The organism is Pseudomonas aestuarii (assembly GCF_027988105.1).
GTDB classification, from domain to species: Bacteria; Pseudomonadota; Gammaproteobacteria; order Pseudomonadales; family Pseudomonadaceae; genus Aquipseudomonas; species Aquipseudomonas aestuarii.
The window spans coordinates 20,048-38,847 of the sequence record NZ_JAQJZJ010000003.1 but is presented as its reverse complement, the minus strand read 5'-3'; the positions used below and the strand labels follow the sequence as shown (position 1 = coordinate 38,847).

Annotated in this window: 16 protein-coding genes; 9 read left to right on the top strand and 7 right to left on the bottom strand. The window is 66.3% G+C overall.

Annotated features, from left to right (window positions below):
- Window positions 1-211 precede the first annotated feature (211 nt).
- The 3 genes from PH586_RS07200 (at window position 212) to PH586_RS07190 (ending at window position 2,002) form a co-directional block, all read left to right on the top strand.
- Window positions 212-616, top strand: coding sequence for an MbcA/ParS/Xre antitoxin family protein (locus PH586_RS07200; protein ID WP_271347093.1), 405 nt, complete (start codon window positions 212-214; stop codon window positions 614-616).
- Complete coding sequence (locus PH586_RS07195) at window positions 613-1,287, top strand: RES family NAD+ phosphorylase (RefSeq protein WP_271347092.1); 675 nt, start codon at window positions 613-615, stop codon at window positions 1,285-1,287. The genes PH586_RS07200 and PH586_RS07195 overlap by 4 nt, the downstream gene beginning before the upstream one ends.
- A 67-nt stretch (window positions 1,288-1,354) precedes the next feature.
- The gene (locus tag PH586_RS07190) at window positions 1,355-2,002 is read left to right on the top strand and encodes a DUF502 domain-containing protein (RefSeq protein WP_271347091.1); all 648 of its coding nucleotides are present in this window, start codon (window positions 1,355-1,357) and stop codon (window positions 2,000-2,002) included.
- Window positions 2,003-2,048: 46 nt separating this feature from the next.
- Here PH586_RS07190 and PH586_RS07185 read toward each other — a convergent pair whose 3' ends face one another.
- The 7 genes from PH586_RS07185 to PH586_RS07155 form a co-directional block, all read right to left on the bottom strand.
- Complete coding sequence (locus PH586_RS07185) at window positions 2,049-3,176, bottom strand: acyl-CoA dehydrogenase family protein (protein ID WP_271347090.1); 1,128 nt, start codon at window positions 3,174-3,176, stop codon at window positions 2,049-2,051.
- A 14-nt stretch (window positions 3,177-3,190) separates the two neighbouring features.
- A complete protein-coding gene (locus tag PH586_RS07180) occupies window positions 3,191-4,378 on the bottom strand; it encodes an acetyl-CoA C-acyltransferase (protein ID WP_271347522.1) in 1,188 nt (395 codons plus the stop codon).
- A gap of 172 nt (window positions 4,379-4,550) precedes the next feature.
- Window positions 4,551-5,318, bottom strand: a complete 768-nt coding sequence (locus tag PH586_RS07175; RefSeq protein WP_271347089.1) for a 3-hydroxyacyl-CoA dehydrogenase — start codon at window positions 5,316-5,318, stop codon at window positions 4,551-4,553.
- Window positions 5,319-5,334: 16 nt separating this feature from the next.
- Entirely contained in the window at window positions 5,335-6,984 is a 1,650-nt protein-coding gene (locus PH586_RS07170) for an acyl-CoA synthetase (RefSeq protein WP_271347088.1), read from the bottom strand.
- A 285-nt stretch (window positions 6,985-7,269) separates the two neighbouring features.
- Window positions 7,270-8,307 carry an AraC family transcriptional regulator gene (locus PH586_RS07165; RefSeq protein WP_271347087.1) on the bottom strand — a complete coding sequence of 346 codons (1,038 nt, stop codon included), beginning with the start codon at window positions 8,305-8,307 and terminating at the stop codon, window positions 7,270-7,272.
- Between the two features lie 22 nt (window positions 8,308-8,329).
- A complete protein-coding gene (locus tag PH586_RS07160; RefSeq protein WP_271347086.1) occupies window positions 8,330-10,009 on the bottom strand; it encodes an AMP-binding protein in 1,680 nt (559 codons plus the stop codon).
- A 236-nt stretch (window positions 10,010-10,245) separates the two neighbouring features.
- Window positions 10,246-11,196, bottom strand: coding sequence for a LysR family transcriptional regulator (locus tag PH586_RS07155; protein ID WP_271347521.1), 951 nt, complete (start codon window positions 11,194-11,196; stop codon window positions 10,246-10,248).
- A gap of 249 nt (window positions 11,197-11,445) precedes the next feature.
- Here PH586_RS07155 and PH586_RS07150 point away from each other — a divergent pair, with 249 nt between their 5' ends.
- The 6 genes from PH586_RS07150 to PH586_RS07125 all read left to right on the top strand — a co-directional run bounded on the left by PH586_RS07150 (window position 11,446) and on the right by PH586_RS07125 (window position 18,770).
- Window positions 11,446-13,149, top strand: coding sequence for an AMP-binding protein (locus PH586_RS07150; protein ID WP_271347085.1), 1,704 nt, complete (start codon window positions 11,446-11,448; stop codon window positions 13,147-13,149).
- A gap of 101 nt (window positions 13,150-13,250) precedes the next feature.
- The gene (locus PH586_RS07145) at window positions 13,251-14,759 is read left to right on the top strand and encodes a CoA-acylating methylmalonate-semialdehyde dehydrogenase (protein WP_271347084.1); all 1,509 of its coding nucleotides are present in this window, start codon (window positions 13,251-13,253) and stop codon (window positions 14,757-14,759) included.
- 44 nt (window positions 14,760-14,803) lie between these two features.
- A complete protein-coding gene (locus tag PH586_RS07140) occupies window positions 14,804-15,577 on the top strand; it encodes an enoyl-CoA hydratase (protein ID WP_238043139.1) in 774 nt (257 codons plus the stop codon).
- A gap of 9 nt (window positions 15,578-15,586) precedes the next feature.
- Window positions 15,587-16,501 carry a 3-hydroxyisobutyrate dehydrogenase gene (gene mmsB, locus PH586_RS07135; protein WP_271347520.1) on the top strand — a complete coding sequence of 305 codons (915 nt, stop codon included), beginning with the start codon at window positions 15,587-15,589 and terminating at the stop codon, window positions 16,499-16,501.
- A complete protein-coding gene (locus PH586_RS07130) occupies window positions 16,498-17,586 on the top strand; it encodes an enoyl-CoA hydratase/isomerase family protein (protein WP_271347083.1) in 1,089 nt (362 codons plus the stop codon). Before mmsB ends, PH586_RS07130 begins: the two co-directional genes overlap by 4 nt.
- Window positions 17,587-17,618: 32 nt before the next feature.
- The gene (locus tag PH586_RS07125; RefSeq protein WP_271347082.1) at window positions 17,619-18,770 is read left to right on the top strand and encodes an acyl-CoA dehydrogenase family protein; all 1,152 of its coding nucleotides are present in this window, start codon (window positions 17,619-17,621) and stop codon (window positions 18,768-18,770) included.
- Window positions 18,771-18,800 lie beyond the last annotated feature (30 nt).

Sequence of the window (18,800 nt, the reverse complement as noted above, 5' to 3'; positions counted from 1 at the left end):
AAGTTGTTCGACAAGCCTTGCACAAGACAATTATCGAAATGCTGCCGAGCGGCACCTGGCCACCTTTCAGGCTGATCGAACCCCGGTGCGGGTTAGCGCTCAGGACCCGGCCTGAGTGGACCCGGCTGTGCGGCGAGCATTTCACCAGGCGTTGCCATGCATCCATATGAAGACTAGTATTGCAATTAAGTCTACAAGTGGAGAAGCCGGCATGACTGCTACCGCACAACGCAACGCACCAGCCCTCGACATCGAGTCGCCCAAGGCCGGTCAGGTCGCGCTGAAGTTCTTCTTCAACCTGATGGACAAGTGGCAGTGCTCGGTCGAGGAACAGATGGTGCTGCTCGGTTCGATTGGCCGCAGCACCCTGTACAAATACCGACAGTTGCCGGAAGTGCGCCTGCCCCGCGACACCATGGAGCGCGTCTCCTACCTGATGGGTATTCACAAGTCGCTGCGCATCCTGTTCGGCGACAAACCCTCCACCTATGAGTGGGTGAAAAAGGCCAACAGCGAGGCACCGTTCAACGGCAGCAGTGCACTCGAGCTGATGCTCGCCGGTGGCGTGGTCGACCTCGCCGACGTGCGCCGTTATCTCGACGGAGTCCGGGGTTGAGGCAGACCCTGCCCGCCTGGCCGCGGGCCTACCGCCTGGTGTCCAGTGCCTTTCCACCGATCTCGCTGTTCGAGGATGTGCTGGATGCCGCCGACCTCGAGCAGGCGTACCTGATCGAGGGCCTGACCAACGACCGCCTGCGCGAAGAAGCCGGCCTGCTCGCTCACGTGGCGCCAGCAGACCGGGTCAGCGGCCCCGGCTCGTCGCCGCTGATGGCCGCCTTCACCCATGTCGGCGCGATCAGCCGCTTCACCGCCGGCCAGTATGGCGTCTACTACTGTGGCGACAGCCTGCACACCGCGGTGGCGGAAACCCGCTACCACCGCGAGCGTTTCCTGCGCGCGACCCATGAGCCGAGCCTGGAACTGACCCTGCGGGCCTACGTCTGCCGGGTGGTCAAGGCGCTGGACGACATTCGCCAGGATCACCAGCACCTGCACGCCCCGGATCCGGCCGCCTACCCGATCGCCCAGCGTTTCGCCGCCGAACGGCGCCAGCAGGGTTCCTGGGGCCTGCTCTACCGCAGCGTGCGCCACCCCACAGGCGAATGCGCCGCCCTGTTCCGCCCGCCGGCGGCGAGCATCCCGCACCAGGGCGTGCACTTGCGCTACGTCTGGGATGGCAAGTCGCAGCGGATCACCGACGTCTTCACCCTTAAAACCATCGCCTGAAGCAGCCGTCCACCCACAGAACCCGGGCAGCTGTCTGCCGGCCACCACCACCTACCGGATCTCATCCATGTTCAAGAAAAGCGTCAACGCCCTCCTCGCCACCTGGCTAACCGGCTTGATCGTCTTGCTGCCGTTGGCCTTGAGCCTGACGCTGCTGTCCTGGGTGGTCGGTCTGTTGAACCGGGTAATTGGGCCGTCCAGCTATATCGGCCAGGTGTTTTCCAGCATGGGCCAGCCATACGCCAGCAATGCCTACCTGGCGTACACCCTGGGTACTGCGGCGCTGCTGCTGGGCATCTATGTCCTGGGCCTGGGTGTGCAGCTCGGGCTGCGCCGCCCGCTGCAATGGCTGACCGACCTGACCCTGCGGCGCATTCCGCTGTTCGGCAAGCTGTACAACCTGGCGGATCGCTTTGTCGCCCTGCTGGAGAAAAAGGAAGGGGCCGACATCAACGCCATGAGCCCCGTGTGGTGCCTGTTCGGCGGCGATGGTGTGGCCGTGCTGGCGCTGATGCCCAACCCCATAGCAATTGATATCGATGGCCGCAGCTATTACGCGGTACTGGTACCCACCGCGCCCATCCCCATCGGCGGCGGGCTGCTGTATGTACCGGTGGAATGGGTCAAGCCAGCCAATATCGGCGTCGACGCCTTTACCAGCATTTATCTGTCCATGGGCATCAACCCGCCGCCGCAGAGCCCGCGCACAGTCTAGCCAGTCGCCCCGTACGGCGCCTTTGCGCGCACGAGGCGACCGGGATCTAGAAACTGCGCGCAATCACCAAGCGCTGCACGTCGCTGGTGCCTTCGTAGATCTGGCACACGCGCACGTCGCGGTAGATGCGCTCCAGCGGGAAGTCCTTGAGGTAGCCATAGCCGCCAAGGGTCTGCAACGCCGCCGAGCAGACCCGCTCGGCCATCTCCGAGGCGAACAGCTTGGCCATCGAGGCCTCGGTCAGGCACGGCAACCCGGCCTCGCGCAAGCTAGCAGCGTGATGGACCATCTGCCGCGCCACGGCGATCTGCGTTGCCATGTCGGCCAGGCGGAAGGCCACCGCCTGGTGTTCGATGATCGGCTTGCCGAAGGTCTGCCGTTCATGGGCGTAGTCGCGCGCCGCCTCGAAGGCCGCGCGGGCCATGCCCACCGCCTGGGCGGCGATGCCGATGCGCCCGCCTTCCAGATTGCCCAGGGCGATACGGTAGCCCTGGCCCTCCTCGCCCAGGCGCAGGCTGGCCGGCAGGCGCAGGTCGTCGAACTGGATCTGGCAGGTGTCCGAGGCGTGCTGGCCGAGCTTGTCCTCGATGCGCACCACCGAATAGCCGGGGCTGTCGGTGGGCACGATAAAGGCGCTGATGCCCTTCTTGCCGGCCGCCGGATCGGTCACGGCGAACACGATGACCATGCCGGCGTGGCTGCCGGATGTGATGAACTGCTTGCTGCCATTGAGCACATAGTGCTCGCCGTCGCGCCGCGCGCGGCTGCGCAGGTCACTGGCATCGGAACCGGCCTGGGGCTCGGTGAGGGCGAAGGCGCCGAGCATCTTGCCTTCGGCCAACGGCTGGAGGAAGCGCTGCTTCTGTTCCTCGCTGCCGTATTTGAGGATTGGCATGCAGCCCACCGAGTTGTGCACGCTCATGATGGTCGAGCAGGCGCCATCGCCGGCGGCGATCTCCTCCAGGGCCATGGCGTAGGCCAGGTGGCCGGTGTCCGCGCCGCCCCAGTCTTCCGGTACCAGCATGCCCATGAAGCCCAGTTCGCCCATCTCGGCGATGGCCTCGGCGGGGAAACGGTGCTCGCGGTCCCAGTCGGCAGCAAAGGGCTTGAGCCGCTCCTGGGCGAACTGGCGGGCCATGTCACGGATCTGCAGGTCTTGTTCGGATGGAATCATGGGGCTCTCCCGGTTCAGTTGAGCAACTCGATGGCCATGGCCGTGGCCTCGCCGCCGCCGATGCACAGCGAGGCGACGCCGCGCTTGAGGTCGTACTGGCGCAGGGCACTGAGCAGGGTCACCAGCACCCGCGCGCCGGACGCACCAATCGGGTGGCCGAGGGCGCAGGCGCCGCCATGCACATTGAGCTTGTCGTGGGGGATGTCGAGGTCGCGCATGGCCGCCATCGGCACCACGGCGAAGGCCTCGTTGACCTCGAACAGGTCGACCTCGCCGATTGTCCAGCCGGTGCGCGTCATCAGCCGCTGCAGGGCGCCGACCGGCGCGGTGGCGAACAGGTTCGGCGCCTGGGCGAAGGTGGCGTGGCCGCGGATCGCCGCCAGCGGGGTCAGGCCGCGTTTCTCGGCTTCGGACAGGCGCATCAGCAGCAGCGCGGCGGCGCCGTCGGAGATCGAACTGGCATTGGCCGCGGTCACCGTGCCGCCCTCGCGGAACGCCGGCTTGAGGGTGGGAATCTTGTCCGGGCGGGCCTTGGGCGGCTGCTCGTCGCTGTCGATCAGGCGCAGTTCGCGGCCGGCCTTGGCCTCCACCGCGACTATCTCGCTGGCAAAGCGGCCCTCGTTCATGGCCTGCTGGGCGCGGCTCAGCGAGGCGATGGCGAAGGCATCCTGCTGCTCGCGGCTGAAGCCGTAAGCCTCGGCGCAGTCCTCGGCGAAGGTGCCCATCAGCCGGCCCTTGTCGTAGGCGTCCTCGAGGCCGTCGAGGAACATGTGGTCGAGCACCCGGCCATGGCCCATGCGGTAGCCGCTGCGTGCGCGCTCCAGCAGATAGGGCGCGTTGGACATGCTCTCCATGCCGCCGGCGATCACCACCTCGGCGCTGCCGGCGAGCAGCAGGTCATGGCCGAACATCGCCGCCTTCATCCCCGAGCCGCACATCTTGTTGATCGTCGAACACACCGTGCCCTGGCTCAGGCCCGCGCCCAGCGCCGCCTGGCGCGCCGGCGCCTGGCCCTGGCCAGCCTGCAGCACGCAGCCCATGATTGCCTCGTCCACCGCGTCGCTGGCCAGACCCGCACGCTCGAGGGTGGCGCGGATCGCCGCGGCGCCCAGTTGCGCGGCCGTGACCGCCTTGAAGTCGCCGAGGAAGCCGCCCATGGGCGTGCGGGCGGCGCTGACGATGACGACCGGATCTGTATTCATGCTCATGTCACTCTCTCCTCGCCCGGATGCACTCCGGGGAAAACTGGCCGGGTGTAAAGAGGCCGGTGGCTAGCCGCAGGAACGGATTTGTCCGCGATACTCGCAGCTGAAGCCGCTCCCACAAAAGCATGCCTGGCCCATCTTTCGCCCGCTCTTTAAAGGTTTGACAACGTTATTTCGCCGCCATGCGCAGGGCGCCATCCAGACGGATGACTTCGCCATTGAGCATGGGGTTCTCGATGATGTGGCGCACCAGCGCGGCGTATTCGTCCGGGCGCCCCAGGCGCGGCGGGAATGGCACGTTGGCCGCCAGCGAATCGCGCACCTCCTGCGGCATGCCGGCCATCATCGGCGTCTCGAAGATGCCCGGGGCGATGCACATTACGCGGATCCCCGAACGCGCCAGGTCGCGCGCCGCCGGCAGGGTCAGGGCGGCCACGCCGCCCTTGGAGGCGGCATAGGCGGCCTGGCCCATCTGCCCGTCGAAGGCGGCAACCGAGGCGGTGTTGACGATCACCCCGCGCTCGCCCTGGTCGTTCGGCTCGCCCCGGGCCATGGCCTCGGCGGCCAGGCGCAGCATGTTGAAGCTGCCGACCAGGTTGATCTGGATCACCCGGCTGAAGCTGTCCAGGCCATGGGCGCCGTTGCGCCCCAGGATCTTCTCGGCTGGCGCCACGCCGGCGCAGTTGATCAGCCCGTGCAGGCCGCCGAAGGCCTCCAGCGCCGCAGCCACCGCGCGGCAGCCGTCCTCCTCGCGAGTGATGTCGGTCTGCACGAAACGGGCCTGGGTGCCCAGCTCTTCGGCCCGCGCCGCGCCGGCCTCGACGTTGATGTCGGCCAGCAGCACCTTGGCGCCCTGCTCGATCAGCGTCCGGGCGGTGGCCAGGCCCAGGCCGGAACTACCACCCGTGATCAGAAATACCCGGTCTTGGATACGCATGCTTGTGGTTCCTTGTTCAGTTAACGGCCGCCTGGGCCTTGGCGATTTCCTGATTGCGCAGGAGAAAGCGCTGGATCTTGCCGCTGGGGGTCTTCGGCAACTCGTCGACGAACTCCACCTCGCGCGGGTAGGCATGCGCCGACAGGCGTTTGCGCACATGCTGCTTGAGTTCTTCGGCCAGTGCGGCGTCGGCGCGGAACTGCGGTTGCAGGACGACGAAGGCCTTGACCAGCTCGGTGCGCTCCGGATCGGGCTTGCCGATCACCGCCGCCTCGATCACCGCCGGGTGCTCGATCAACGCGCTCTCCACGTCGAACGGACCGACCCGGTAGCCGGAGGTGGTGATCACGTCGTCGCTGCGGCCGACGAAGCTGATGCTGCCGTCCTCGTTCAGCTCGACGGTGTCGCCGCTGAGGTAGTAGTCGCCGACGAAGGCCTTGGTCGGCATGGCCTGATAACCGGGAAACCAGAACAGCGGCGAGTTCGGCCGATCCAGCGCGAGGATGCCCGGTTGGCCGGGCGGCAGTTCGCGGTTTTGTTCGTCCAGCACCACCACGCGGTGCCCGGGAACGGCGAAACCGGCGGCGCCGAGGCGTACCGGATGGGCCAGTGCATGATGGTTGCACAGCACCATGCCCAGTTCGGTCTGGCCATAGTGGTCGTGGATAGTGGTGGCCAGGCCGCCTTCGAACCAGCGAATCACCTCCGGGCTCAGCGGCTCGCCGGCGCTGCTGACCGCGCGCAGGCGCCCGCGCAGCAGCGGCTCGGCCTGCGCCTTGGCGGCCAGCAGCAGGCGGTAGGCAGTGGGCGAACCGGCCAGGTTGCTGATGGCGTACTTGCGGATGATCCGGCAGGTACTCTCCACCGTGAACGGCCCTTCGTAGAAGGTGGTCGGATGGCCCATGGCCAAAGGACCGGTCACCGCATAGTAGAGGCCATAGGCCCAGCCGGGATCGGCCAGGTTCCAGAAGGCGTCCTCGGGACGCAGGTCGACTGCCTCGCGCATATAGCCGACAAAGGCCAGGATCGCCTTGAGCGGCACCGACAGCGGCTTGGCCAGCCCGGTGGTGCCCGAGGTGAACATCATCAGGAAGGGGTCGTCGGCCGAGCGCATCACCGGCTCGAACTCGGCCGAGTGGCGCTCCAGCTCGGCCCAGAAGCTGAAATCGCCACGCTGGATGCCCTGGCCCTTGGCGCCGGCGACGTTGACCAGCAGCGGCGCGTCCTCGACCTCATCGAATTTGCCGCGGTTGACCGCGTCGGTCACCACCAGCTTGGCGCCGGAGGTCTGCAACCGGTGCTCGATGGCCTTGGGGCCGAACGCGGTGAACAGCGGCTGGTACACCGCGCCCAGGCGCCAGGTGCCGAGGATGGTGATCAGCAGCTCGACGTTGCGCGGCAGCATGCCCGCCACACAGTCACCTGGACCCACGCCCTGGGCCTGGAGGAAGTTGGCGAAACGCGCCGCCTGCTCCTGCAGCTCGCAGAAGGTGTAGCTGGCACTGCTGCCGTCGCGACCTTCCCAGAACAGCGCGATGCGCCCGGGCAAGGCATGCCGGTCGCAGCATTCGACACAGGCGTTGAGGGCGTCGAGGGAGCCCGCCAGGGTGGTGGCGGCCGTGCTGGGCAGATCGAAGTCGCGGGCAGCGCTGAGGTAATCCTGCATGTAGGAGACTCTCGGTTTGTTGTTGTCCCTGAATAGTCGCGGCGGCGGCCTGCGGCGGCAATGTCGACAGGCGTCTATCGGCCTGAGCGATTTGGACAACTGGACTCAGAGGTTGTAAAAATATCGAGCGCCGTAGCGAGAGCGTCTCCAGGCGTTCGCGGCAAGGCGCGCGGGGTGAAAAGCAAGGGAGTTTAGTGAGCTAAATGACCCTGCTTTTCGCCTAGAGCAACGCCGCAACGGGCGTTTGGAGGCGGTCGCAGTAGGCGGGAGTTTTTTCACAACCTCTCAGAGTGGGGGCTGCTGCTCGGGATGCATCAGCGCGCGGTACTGCCCCGGCGTGGTACCGGTCCACTTCTTGAACGCCTTGTAGAAGGCGCTGCTGTCGGCGAAGCCCAGATCGAAGGCCAGCTCGGTGAAGTTGCCCGCGCCGCTGTCCAGCCGGGCGATGGCCTGGTCGCGCCGCACCTGGTCCTTGAGCCCCTGGTAGGACTGGCCCTCCAGGGCCAGCTTGCGCCGCAGGGTCGAGGGCGCCATGAAGAAGTGGCTGGCGAGCGCCTCGTAATCCGGCCAGCGCTCGGCCTTGAGGCTGCGCAGGTAGACCTTGATCCGCGCTGCATGGCTGCGCGGATCGCGGTAACGCACCAGGATGTTGGCCGGCGCGCCGGCGAGGAAGCGCTTGAGCTCGCGCTCGCTGCGCCGTAGCGGCTGCTCCAGGCATTCGGCATTGAACAGCAGGCGACTGCGCGGCCGGGCGAAGCGCAGGTTGCTGCTGAACATCACCCGGTAATCCTCGAGATAGTCCGGCGCCTGGCAGTGCAGCTCGACCGCCAGGATCGGGATACGTCTTCCGGCCAGCCAGCAGGCCAGGCCATGCACGATCATCCACAGGGTGAAACAGCCGAAGGCGCGGCAGGCTTGCCCCGCGGGCTCGTCGATGACGATCGCCGCCATGCCGCCCTGGCGCTCCAGACGCGGCGTCAGGCCATCGAACACCAGGCCGAGAAACGCCAGCGCAGTATCCAGGGCCGCACCCAGGGTCGGCTCGCGCGACGCGGCGCGGGCCATGAAGGCGTAGCTGCCGGACTTCATCCGCCGCGGGTTCATGCCGAAGAACTCGTCGTCCATCGCCTTGGCCAGGGCCAGCCACAGGCGTGCATAGGCCTGCGCGGAGACCCGCGCATAAGGCTTGTTGAGCAATTGCGGAGCGATCCCGGCCTGGGTCAGCAGCGCGGTGCAGTCCTGACCCTGGGCGCGCCATTGCTGCAGGGCTTCGCCGACCAGGCGCACCGAGATAGTGCCCTTCTCGACCGCCGTCGCCGTCATGCCCACGCCAGGTCCGCCGCCATCAGCTGGCGCCCTGCTCCAGCTCCGCCAGCATCAGTTCGCGCATGCGGAACTTCTGCACCTTGCCGGTCACGGTCATGGGGAACCCATCGACGAACCTGAAGTAGCGCGGCACCTTGTAGTGGGCGATGCGGGCCTTGCAGTAGCCGCGCAGGGTCTCGGCATCGCAGGCGTGGCCTGGGTGCAATTGCACCCAGGCGGCGATCTCCTCGCCGTACTTGGTATCGGGCACGCCGATTACCTGCACATCGGCCACCGCCGGGTGGCCGAACAGGAACTCCTCGATCTCCCGTGGATAGACGTTCTCGCCGCCGCGGATGATCATGTCCTTGTTGCGCCCGACGATACTCAGGTAACCCTGCTCGTCCATCACCGCCAGGTCGCCGGTGTGCATCCAGCGCGCCGGGTCGAGGGCCTCGGCGGTGGCCTGGGGGTTGTTCCAGTAACCGAGCATGACGCTGTAGCCACGGGTGCACAGCTCGCCGACCTGGCCGCGCGGGACGATGCGTCCCTGCTCGTCGATCACCTTGCTTTCCAGGTGCGGCTGGGTGCGGCCGACGCTGCTGACCCGACACTGCAGGTCGTCATCGGCGGCCGTCTGGGTCGACACCGGGCTGGTCTCGGTCATGCCGTAGGCGATCTGTACCTCGGCCATGTGCATTTCGCCGATCACCCGCTTCATCACCTCGATCGGGCAGGTGGAACCGGCCATGATCCCGCTACGCAGGCTGGACAGGTCCAGGCCGGCACGTTCCGGCAGATCCAGCTCGGCGATGAACATGGTCGGCACGCCGTAGAGCACCGTGGCCCGTTCCTCGGCCACCGCCTGCAGGGTGGCCAGCGGTTCGAAGGCGGCCCCCGGATAGATCATGGTGCTGCCATGGGTCAGGCAGCCGAGGTTGCCCATGACCATGCCGAAGCAGTGGTACAGCGGCACCGGGATCACCAGGCGATCATGTTCGGTCAGGCCCAGGCTCTCGCCGACCATATAGCCGTTGTTGAGGATGTTGTAGTGACTGAGGGTCGCGCCCTTGGGCGAGCCGGTGGTGCCGGAGGTGTACTGGATATTGATCGGGTCGTCGAATTGCAGCAACGCCTGGCGCGCGATCAGCTGCTCGGCGCTGACCGACCTGGCCAGGCCCGCCAGCTCATGCCAGCAGAGGAAACCGGCTGGCGCCTGCGTGGCCAGGCTGATCACCCCGCGCAGCTCCGGCAGCAGCCTGCTGTGCAACTGGCCCGGCTGACTGGCGGCCAGCTCCGGCAACAGTTCGGCGAGCATGGCGTGGTAGTCGGAGCTCTTGAAGGCATCGGCGCTGACCAGCCAGCGGCAGCCGGAGTGCTTCAGCGCGTATTCCAGCTCGCTACCGCGGTAGGCCGGATTGATATTGACCAGAATCGCGCCAATCTTGGCGCTGGCGAACTGGGTGATGCACCACTCGGCGCAGTTAGGCGCCCAGATGCCGACCCGTTCGCCCACCTCGACGCCCAGCGCCAGCAGCGCACGGGCGCAACTGTCGACCTGCTCGGCCAGCTCGGCCCATGAGTAGCGCAGGCCCTGGTGGCGCACCACCAGGGCCTCGCGCCCGGCGAAGCGCGCCACCGTCCGATCGAACGCCTGGCCGATGGTCATGGCCAGCAGCGCCTTGTCCTGCGGGCCGCGGGTATAGCTGGGGTGATTCATGGCTTGCCCTCTTGTGCTTGTAATGGGGTGGCCTACAGCGCGTGGAAGCCCAGGCGAGCATCCAGCCTTATCCTTACGTTAACGGCAAGCTATATCAAGAGCGAGCCGACCGTCCAGTCACCCATTGGTCGCATGGATCCCCCCCCGCAGCGACGCCGGACACTGGCAGCGGCGGCCTTGGCGCAGGGCATAGCGCCGCCTGAATCGTAGTGCTTGCGCGGCCGCAACCCGCCGGTTCAGTCCATCGCCAGGTAGTGCATGTCGGTCGACTCGCCCATCAGCAGCGGGCGATTGAGGTCGGCACAGGCGCGCAGGTATTCGGCGGCCAGGGTCACGCGCTTGAGCTTGCGCAGGTCCTCACTGTAGGACAGCCAGAACTGGCGAATGATGTCGACCTGATCCGGCAACACTTCGCACAGGCGCGGATCCGGCCCGGCCAGGAAACTCGGCAGAATGGCCATGGCCCGTCCCTGCAGGGTGGCGTGGTACTGGGCAATCACACTGGTGCTGCGCAGGTGGCTGATAGCGCCGGGTAGCAGGTCGTTGAGGTAGAGCAACTTGGAGCTGAAGGCCAGGTCATCGACGTAGGTGACGAAGGGATGACCGATCAGGTCCTCACGATCAAGGATCGGCGCATGGCTGGCCAGGTAGCCGGGCGTGGCGTAAATGCGCAGGCGATAGTCGCACAGCTTGGAGCAGACGTAGGGTCCGCGCTCCGGGCGCTCCAGGGTGATGGCGATATCCGCCTCGCGCCGCGACAGGCTGACGAAGTGTGGCACCGGCAGGATGTCCAGGGAGATGTGCGGGTAGCGCTCGAGGAAGCCACTCATCTGCGCGCTGACAAACCAGCAGCCGAACGCTTCGGTGCTGGCGATGCGCAGGTGTCCGGAAAGCCCCAGGCGGGAGCCCGACACCTGCTCGCAAGCAGCCAGCAAGGTGCTTTCCAGGGTTTCCGCGTAGCCCAGCAGGCGCTGGCCCTCCACGGTCAGGACAAAGCCGGTGGAACGCGATTTCTCGAACAACAGGGCCCCGAGGCTCTGCTCCAGGGTGCGGATACGGCGCGATACCGTGGTGTAGTCCACTCCCAGGCGCCGGGCCGCCGCACTGGCAGTGCGGGTCCGCGCCACTTCGAGAAAGAAACGCAGGTCGTCCCAATTGAGCTTGTCGCTTACCGCGTTTTTTTGCATATGCACCCAGCCTCTTTCAAGAGTGGTGGTCGTAAATATGCACACATATACCCTGAGCCAGCCGTCCTGGCGAGACCAATTTAGCGATATAGCGGGCCGGTTGAGCTGCGCTGGTTATTATATTTATGCACATCTATCCGGTTTATTTACGCCTTCTTACTGCGCAAACGCCTATCTATACTCGATGCACAAGCCTGATCGAGCTGGGCATCAGGCCAGTCCCTACAACAACAAAACAGGGCCAGAACCATGAACAGCAACTGCCACCCCTTTCTTGCCGCCCGCGACTTGCTGCTGGCCCATCGCAGCGACTACGCCACCGCCGTACGCGAGTTCCGCTGGCCGCAACTCGACCAATTCAACTGGGCACTGGACTACTTCGACGCCATGGCCGCCGGCAATCAAGCGCCAGCATTGTGGATTGTCGAGGAGGACGGCAGCGAGCAGTGCTACAGCTTCGCCGAGCTGGCCGAGCGTTCCAATCGCGTGGCCAACCACCTGCGCGAACTGGGCGTGCGCCGCGGCGAGCGCATCCTGCTGATGCTGGGCAACCATATCGCCCTGTGGGAAACCATGCTCGCGGCCTTCAAGCTCGGCGCCGTGGTGATCCCGGCCACCGCCCTGCTCACCGCCGATGATCTGCGCGACCGTATCGAGCGCGGTGGCGTGCGCCACCTGGTGGTGGGCAGCAGCCATACCGACAAGTTCGCTGACCAAGCCCTGGGCTGCACCCGCATCTGTGTCGGCGAGGCCGTCAGCGGCTGGATCAATCACGCCAGGGCCGCCGACTATGCCGGCCAGTTCCAAGCCGACGACGTGACCAAGGCCAGCGACCCGTTGCTGCTGTATTTCACCTCCGGCACCACCAGCAAGCCGAAGATGGTGCTGCATAGCCACCAGAGCTACCCGGTCGGTCACCTGTCCACCATGTACTGGATCGGCCTGCAGCCGGGCGACCTGCACCTGAACATTTCCTCGCCGGGCTGGGCCAAGCATGCCTGGAGCTGCCTGTTCGCCCCGTGGAACGCCGGTGCCTGCGTGTTCATCCATAACACGGCGCGCTTCAGTGCCCCGGCGCTGCTCGCGGTGCTGGAGCGCTACGGCATCACCAGCCTGTGCGCGCCGCCCACGGTGTGGCGCATGCTGATCCAGGAAGACCTGGCCGGCTGCCGCGAGCGCCTGCGCCTTCGCGAACTGGTCGGTGCCGGCGAGCCACTCAACCCGGAGATCATCGAGCAAATCCAGCAAGCCTGGGGCCTGCCGCTGCGCGACGGCTTCGGTCAGTCGGAAACCACCGCGCTGGTTGGCAACACCCCCGGCCAGCCGCTCAAGCCCGGTTCCATGGGCCGTCCATTGCCCGGCTACAGCGTATGCATGCTCGACCCGGATGGCCAGCCCGCCAGCGAAGGCGAAGTCGCCCTGCCGCTCGATCCCCATCCGCTGGGCCTGATGCTCGGCTACGAAGACAGCCCGGAGCAGACCGCCGAGGTGATGCGTAACGGTTTCTACCGCACCGGCGACACCGCGGCCATCGACGCCGACGGCTACATCACCTTCGTCGGCCGCGCCGATGACGTGTTCAAGGCCTCCGACTACCGCATCAGCCCCTTCGAGCTGGAGAGCGCCCTGATCGAGCACCCGGCGGTGATGGAAGTGGCCGTGGTGCCCAGCCCCGACCCGCTGCGCCTGGCGGTGCCCAAGGCCTTCCTGATCCTGGCCCACGACCAGCCGGGCAGTGCCGAACTGGCCGAGGACATCCTCGCCTTCGCCCGCGAACACCTGGCGCCTTACAAGCGGGTGCGGCGCATCGAGTTCGTCAGCGAATTGCCCAAGACCATCTCCGGCAAGATCCGCCGGGTAGAACTGCGGCAGATGGAACTGCAGCGCCGGCAAGGCGACAGCCGCGGGCCGCAGGAACACTTCGAAGACGACTTCCCGCAGCTCAAGGGCTGAAACCAGGCCGGCGCGCCGGCCCAGATCACCACTCCCCCGCCCACTCGGCCAACGGCGCCGAGGGGGCGCACTCGACCTCCGACAGTAGACAGGACTAGAAAATGACCGCTTCCACAGTTCCCAGCGTCAAACTGCTCATCGACGGCGAATTCGTCGAATCCAAGACCACCGAGTGGCGCGACGTGGTCAACCCGGCCACCCAGGAGGTACTGGCCCGCGTGCCCTTCGCCACTGCCGAGGAAATGAACGCCGCCGTGGCCAGCGCCGCCGAGGCCTTCAAGACCTGGCGCAAGACCCCGATCGGCGCGCGTGCGCGGATCTTCCTCAAGTACCAGCAACTGATTCGCGAGAACATCAAGGAGCTGGCCGCACTGCTCACCGCCGAGCAGGGCAAGACCCTGCCGGACGCCGAGGGCGACGTATTCCGCGGCCTGGAAGTGGTCGAGCACGCGGCCAGCATCGGCAACCTGCAGATGGGTGAACTGGCCAACAACGTCGCCAGTGGCGTCGACACCTACACCCTGATGCAGCCACTGGGCGTGTGCGCCGGCATCACCCCGTTCAACTTCCCGGCGATGATCCCGCTGTGGATGTTCCCGATGGCCATCGCCACCGGCAACACCTTCGTCCTCAAGCCCTCCGAGCAGGATCCGCTGGTAACCATGCGCCTGGTCGAGCTGGCGCTGCAGGCCGGCGTACCCAAGGGCGTGCTCAACGTCATCCACGGCGGCGTCGACGCGGTGAACCTGATCTGTGACCACCCGGACATCAAGGCCGTGTCCTTCGTCGGTTCGACCAAGGTCGGCACCCATGTCTACAACCGTGCCACCCAGAACGGCAAGCGCGCGCAGTGCATGATGGGCGCAAAAAACCACGCCATCGTCCTGCCCGATGCCAACAAGCAGCAGACCTTGAACAACCTGCTGGGCGCCTCCTTCGGCGCCGCCGGTCAGCGCTGCATGGCCCTGCCGGTGGTGATCCTGGTGGGCGAGGCGCAGAGCTGGTTGCCGGACCTGATCGAGCGGACCAAGACCCTCAAGATCAATGGCGGCACCGAGCCTGGCACCGACATCGGTCCGGTGATCTCCTGCGCGGCCCTGGAGCGGGTCAACGGCCTGATCGCCAGCGGCATCGAAGAAGGCGCCAAACTGGAACTGGATGGCCGCAACCCGAGCGTGCCCGGCTACCAGGACGGCAACTTCGTCGGCCCAACGATCTTCTCCGGCGTCACCGCGCACATGTCGGTGTACCGCGAAGAAATCTTCGGTCCGGTGCTGTGCATCATGCACGCCGCCAACCTCAACGAGGCGATCGAGATCATCAACGCCAACCCGAACGGTAACGGCACCGCCCTGTTCACCCGTTCCGGCGCTGCTGCCCGTCACTTCCAGGAAGAAATCGACGTCGGTCAAGTGGGTATCAACGTGCCAATCCCGGTACCGGTTCCGCTGTTCTCCTTCTCCGGATCGCGCGGCTCCAAGCTCGGCGACCTGGGTCCCTACGGCAAACAAGTGGTGACCTTCTACACCCAGACCAAGACGGTCACCCAGCGCTGGTTCGACGAGGACGACAGCAGCGCCGTGGTCAACACCACCATCACCCTTAAATAAGGCTGACGGGCCGGCCTGGCGCCGGCCCCCTGGGAGATATCGCCATGGACTACCAAACCCTGCTGGTCGAGGTGCGCGAACGGGTCGGCCTGATCACCCTCAACCGACCGCAAGCGCTCAATGCGCTGAACAGCCAGCTGATCAGCGAACTCAACCTGGTCCTCGACCGCCTGGAAGCCGACCCTGAAGTCGGCTGCATGGTCATCACCGGCTCGGCCAAGGCGTTCGCCGCTGGCGCCGACATCAAGGAGATGGTCGACAAGGACTACCCGTCGATCTACCTCGACGACTTCTTCGCCGCCGCCGATCGCATCGGCAACCGGCGCAAACCGCTGATTGCCGCGGTCGCCGGCTACGCCCTGGGCGGTGGTTGCGAGCTGGCGCTGATGTGCGACTTCATCTACGCCGCGGACAACGCCCGCTTCGGCTTGCCTGAGCTGAGCCTGGGGGTAACCCCGGGCATCGGCGGCACCCAACGCCTGACCCATGCCCTGGGCAAGGCCAAGGCCATGGAGCTGTGCCTCACCGGCCGTCATCTGCTCGCCGCAGAAGCCGAGCGCGCCGGCCTGGTGGCCCAGGTCTTCCCCGCCGCCGAACTGCTGGAGCAGACCCTGAAGGTGGCCCAGGGTATCGCCGCCAAATCGCTGCCGGCCAGCATGCTGGTCAAGGAATGCGTCAACCGCGCCTTCGAACTCGGTCTCAGCGAGGGCGTGCGCTTCGAGCGCCGGGTGTTCCATTCGCTGTTCGCCAGTCACGACCAGAAGGAAGGCATGCGCGCCTTCGTGGAAAAACGCCAACCGCAGTTTCAGCACCGCTGAGCCCCCCTAATTACAGAGGTATCCACCATGCATATCGGTTTTCTTGGTCTCGGCAACATGGGTGGCCCAATGGCCTGCAACCTGCTCAAGGCCGGCCATCGCGTCACCGTCTTCGACCCCAGCGCCCAAGCTGTCGCCGCCCTTGTCGAGGCGGGCGCCACCAGTGCCAGCTCCCCTGCGGCGGTGGCCCAGGCCGACGTCGAGGCGATCGTCACCATGCTGCCGGCAGCGGCTCAGGTGAAACAGGTTTACCAGGGCAACGATGGCCTGCTGGCGCATATCGGCCAAGGCGTGCTGCTGATCGACTGTTCGACCATCGACCCGCTCAGTGCCCGCGAAGTGGCCACCCTGGCCCTCGCCCAAGGCAATCCCATGCTCGATGCGCCGGTTTCCGGCGGCACCGGTGGCGCCGCGGCTGGCACCCTGACCTTTATGGTCGGCGGTCCGGCCAGTGCCTTCGACCAGGCCGGGCCAATTCTCTCGGCCATGGGCAAGAACCTGGTCCACTGCGGTGACAGCGGCAACGGCCAGGTGGCCAAGATTGCCAACAACATGCTGCTCGGCATCTCCATGATTGGTGTCGCCGAAGCCATGGCCCTGGGCGTATCCCTGGGCATGGATGCCAAGGTGCTGGCCGGGGTCATCAACACCTCGAGCGGCCGTTGCTGGAGCTCGGAGATCAACAACCCGTTCCCCGGCGTGCTGGCAAACGCCCCGGCCTCGCGGGGCTACAGCGGCGGTTTCGGCACCGACCTGATGCTCAAGGACCTCGGCCTGGCGACCGAAGCGGCCAAGCACGTGCGCCAGCCAGTGCTGCTCGGCGCCGCCGCCCAGCAGCTGTACCAGAGTTTCAGCCAGCAGGGTAATGGCGGCCTGGATTTCTCCGCCATCATCAAGCTGTACCGTCGGGACGCCGAGGCATGAACGACGCTGAAGCTGCGGTCCTGGCCGAGGTGCGCAACCGCATCGGCCACCTGACCCTCAACCGCCCGAGCGCCCTCAACACCCTGACCCTGCCCATGGTGCGCCTGCTCATGCAGCAGCTGCATGCCTGGGAGCAGGATCCCGAGGTGCTCGCCGTGGTCCTGCGTGGCAGCGGCGAGAAGGCCTTCTGCGCCGGTGGCGATATTCGCATGCTGTACGACAGCTACACCGGTGGCAGCAACCAGCACGAGCTGTTTCTCGAGGAGGAATACGCCCTCGATCAGTACCTGCATGCTTATCCCAAGCCGGTACTGGCGCTGCTCGACGGCTTCGTCTTGGGCGGCGGCATGGGCCTGGCCCAGGCGGCGGCCCTGCGGCTGGTCAGCGAACGGGTGAAAATGGGCATGCCGGAAGTCAGCATCGGCTTCTTTCCGGATGTCGGCGGCAGTTACTTCCTGCCCCGGCTGCCCGGCCAACTGGGCTTCTACCTGGGCCTCACCGGCCTCTCGGTCGGCGCCGCTGACGCACTCTACGCTGGGCTGGCCGACCATTGCCTGGCCAGCGAACGGCTGGCCGAGTTCGACCAGGCGCTGGACAACCTGAGCTGGTCGGCAGCGCCGCTGCAGAACCTGCAGCAGTTGCTCGACGGCATGACCTGCAGCGAACTGCCCGGAGGCAAGCTCAAGGACCTGCGCCAGGCCATCGACGACTACTTCGCCCTGCCTGACCTGGCGGCAATCCGCACCGCCCTGCTCGACGAGAGCCGCCCAGAGTTGCAGGCCTGGGCGCAAGACACCGTACGGGTGCTCGACAGTCGCTCACCGCTGGCCATGGCGGTGACCCTGGAGCTGCTGCAGCGCGGTCAGCACTTACCGCTGGCCGACTGCTTCGCCCAGGAACTGCACCTGGACTACCAATGGTTCGAGCGCGGCGACCTGATCGAAGGCATCCGCGCACTGATCATCGACAAGGACAAGAACCCGCGCTGGCACCCAGCGACCCTGGCAGAGCTGGACCCGCAGCGGGTACAGGCCTTCTTCAGCGGCTTGCGCCCCGCTGCCAGCAACCCCCTGCACCACGCCTGAAGGGTGCGGCCAGAACCGAGGAGAGCACTGCAATGCACGACAGCCAATTGACCGAAGACCAACGCATGATCCGCGACATGGCCCGCGACTTCGCCCGCAGCGAAGTCGCCCCACATGCCCAGGCCTGGGAGAAAGCCGGCTGGATCGACGACGCCGTGGTGGCGCAGATGGGTGAACTGGGCCTGCTCGGCATGGTAGTACCGGACACCTGGGGGGGCAGCTACACCGACTACGTGGCTTACGCCCTGGCCGTGGAAGAAATCTCGGCCGGCGACGGCGCCCTCGGTGCGCTGATGAGCATTCACAATTCAGTCGGCTGCGGCCCTCTCCTGAAATACGGCAGCCAGACGCAACAAGACGACTGGCTGCCGCTTCTGGCCAGCGGCCAGGCGATCGGCTGCTTCTGCCTGACCGAGCCACAGGCCGGCTCCGAAGCACACAACTTGCGCACCCGCGCCGAACTGCGCGACGGCCAGTGGGTACTCAATGGTGCCAAACAGTTCGTCAGCAACGGCAAGCGCGCCCGGCTTGCCATCGTCTTCGCCGTCACCGACCCGGAACTGGGCAAGAAAGGCCTGTCGGCCTTCCTGGTGCCGACCGACAACCCCGGATTCGTCGTCGACCGCAGCGAACACAAGATGGGCATCAAGGCCTCCGATACCTGCGCGGTCAGCCTGAATGACTGCACGATCCCCGCGGCCAGCTTGCTGGGCGAACGCGGCAAGGGTCTGGCCATTGCCCTGTCCAACCTGGAAGGCGGCCGTATCGGCATCGCCGCCCAGGCCCTGGGCATCGCCCGCGCCGCCTTCGAGGCCGCCCTGGGCTATGCCCGTGAGCGCATCCAGTTCGGCAAGCCGATCGCCGAGCACCAGAGCATCGCCAATATGCTGGCCGACATGCACACCCAGCTCAACGCCGCACGCCTGCTGATCCTGCATGCGGCGCGCCTGAAGAGCGCCGGGCATGCCTGCCTGTCGGAGGCCTCGCAGGCCAAGCTGTTCGCCTCGGAGATGGCCGAGCGGGTGTGCTCCAAGGCCCTGCAGATCCATGGCGGCTACGGCTACCTGGAGGATTACCCGGTGGAGCGCTACTACCGCGACGCGCGCATCACCCAGATCTACGAAGGCTCCAGCGAGATCCAGCGCCTGCTGATCGCCCGTGAACTGACGCACTACCCGCTTTGAATCAACTGCCTGGCTGCCGGGTACGCCCGG

Bases quoted from the DNA above. Each gene is read 5' to 3' on its own strand.
- PH586_RS07130 (WP_271347083.1), top strand. From the start codon at position 16,498: ATGAACGACGCTGAAGCTGCGGTCCTGGCCGAGGTGCGCAACCGCATC.
- PH586_RS07175 (WP_271347089.1), bottom strand. From the start codon at position 5,318: ATGCGTATCCAAGACCGGGTATTTCTGATCACGGGTGGTAGTTCCGGC.
- PH586_RS07150 (WP_271347085.1), top strand. From the start codon at position 11,446: ATGAACAGCAACTGCCACCCCTTTCTTGCCGCCCGCGACTTGCTGCTG.
- PH586_RS07200 (WP_271347093.1), top strand. From the start codon at position 212: ATGACTGCTACCGCACAACGCAACGCACCAGCCCTCGACATCGAGTCG.
- PH586_RS07165 (WP_271347087.1), bottom strand. From the start codon at position 8,307: ATGACGGCGACGGCGGTCGAGAAGGGCACTATCTCGGTGCGCCTGGTC.
- PH586_RS07185 (WP_271347090.1), bottom strand. From the start codon at position 3,176: ATGATTCCATCCGAACAAGACCTGCAGATCCGTGACATGGCCCGCCAG.
- PH586_RS07170 (WP_271347088.1), bottom strand. From the start codon at position 6,984: ATGCAGGATTACCTCAGCGCTGCCCGCGACTTCGATCTGCCCAGCACG.
- PH586_RS07145 (WP_271347084.1), top strand. From the start codon at position 13,251: ATGACCGCTTCCACAGTTCCCAGCGTCAAACTGCTCATCGACGGCGAA.
- PH586_RS07125 (WP_271347082.1), top strand. From the start codon at position 17,619: ATGCACGACAGCCAATTGACCGAAGACCAACGCATGATCCGCGACATG.
- PH586_RS07155 (WP_271347521.1), bottom strand. From the start codon at position 11,196: ATGCAAAAAAACGCGGTAAGCGACAAGCTCAATTGGGACGACCTGCGT.
- PH586_RS07190 (WP_271347091.1), top strand. From the start codon at position 1,355: ATGTTCAAGAAAAGCGTCAACGCCCTCCTCGCCACCTGGCTAACCGGC.
- PH586_RS07160 (WP_271347086.1), bottom strand. From the start codon at position 10,009: ATGAATCACCCCAGCTATACCCGCGGCCCGCAGGACAAGGCGCTGCTG.
- PH586_RS07140 (WP_238043139.1), top strand. From the start codon at position 14,804: ATGGACTACCAAACCCTGCTGGTCGAGGTGCGCGAACGGGTCGGCCTG.
- PH586_RS07180 (WP_271347522.1), bottom strand. From the start codon at position 4,378: ATGAATACAGATCCGGTCGTCATCGTCAGCGCCGCCCGCACGCCCATG.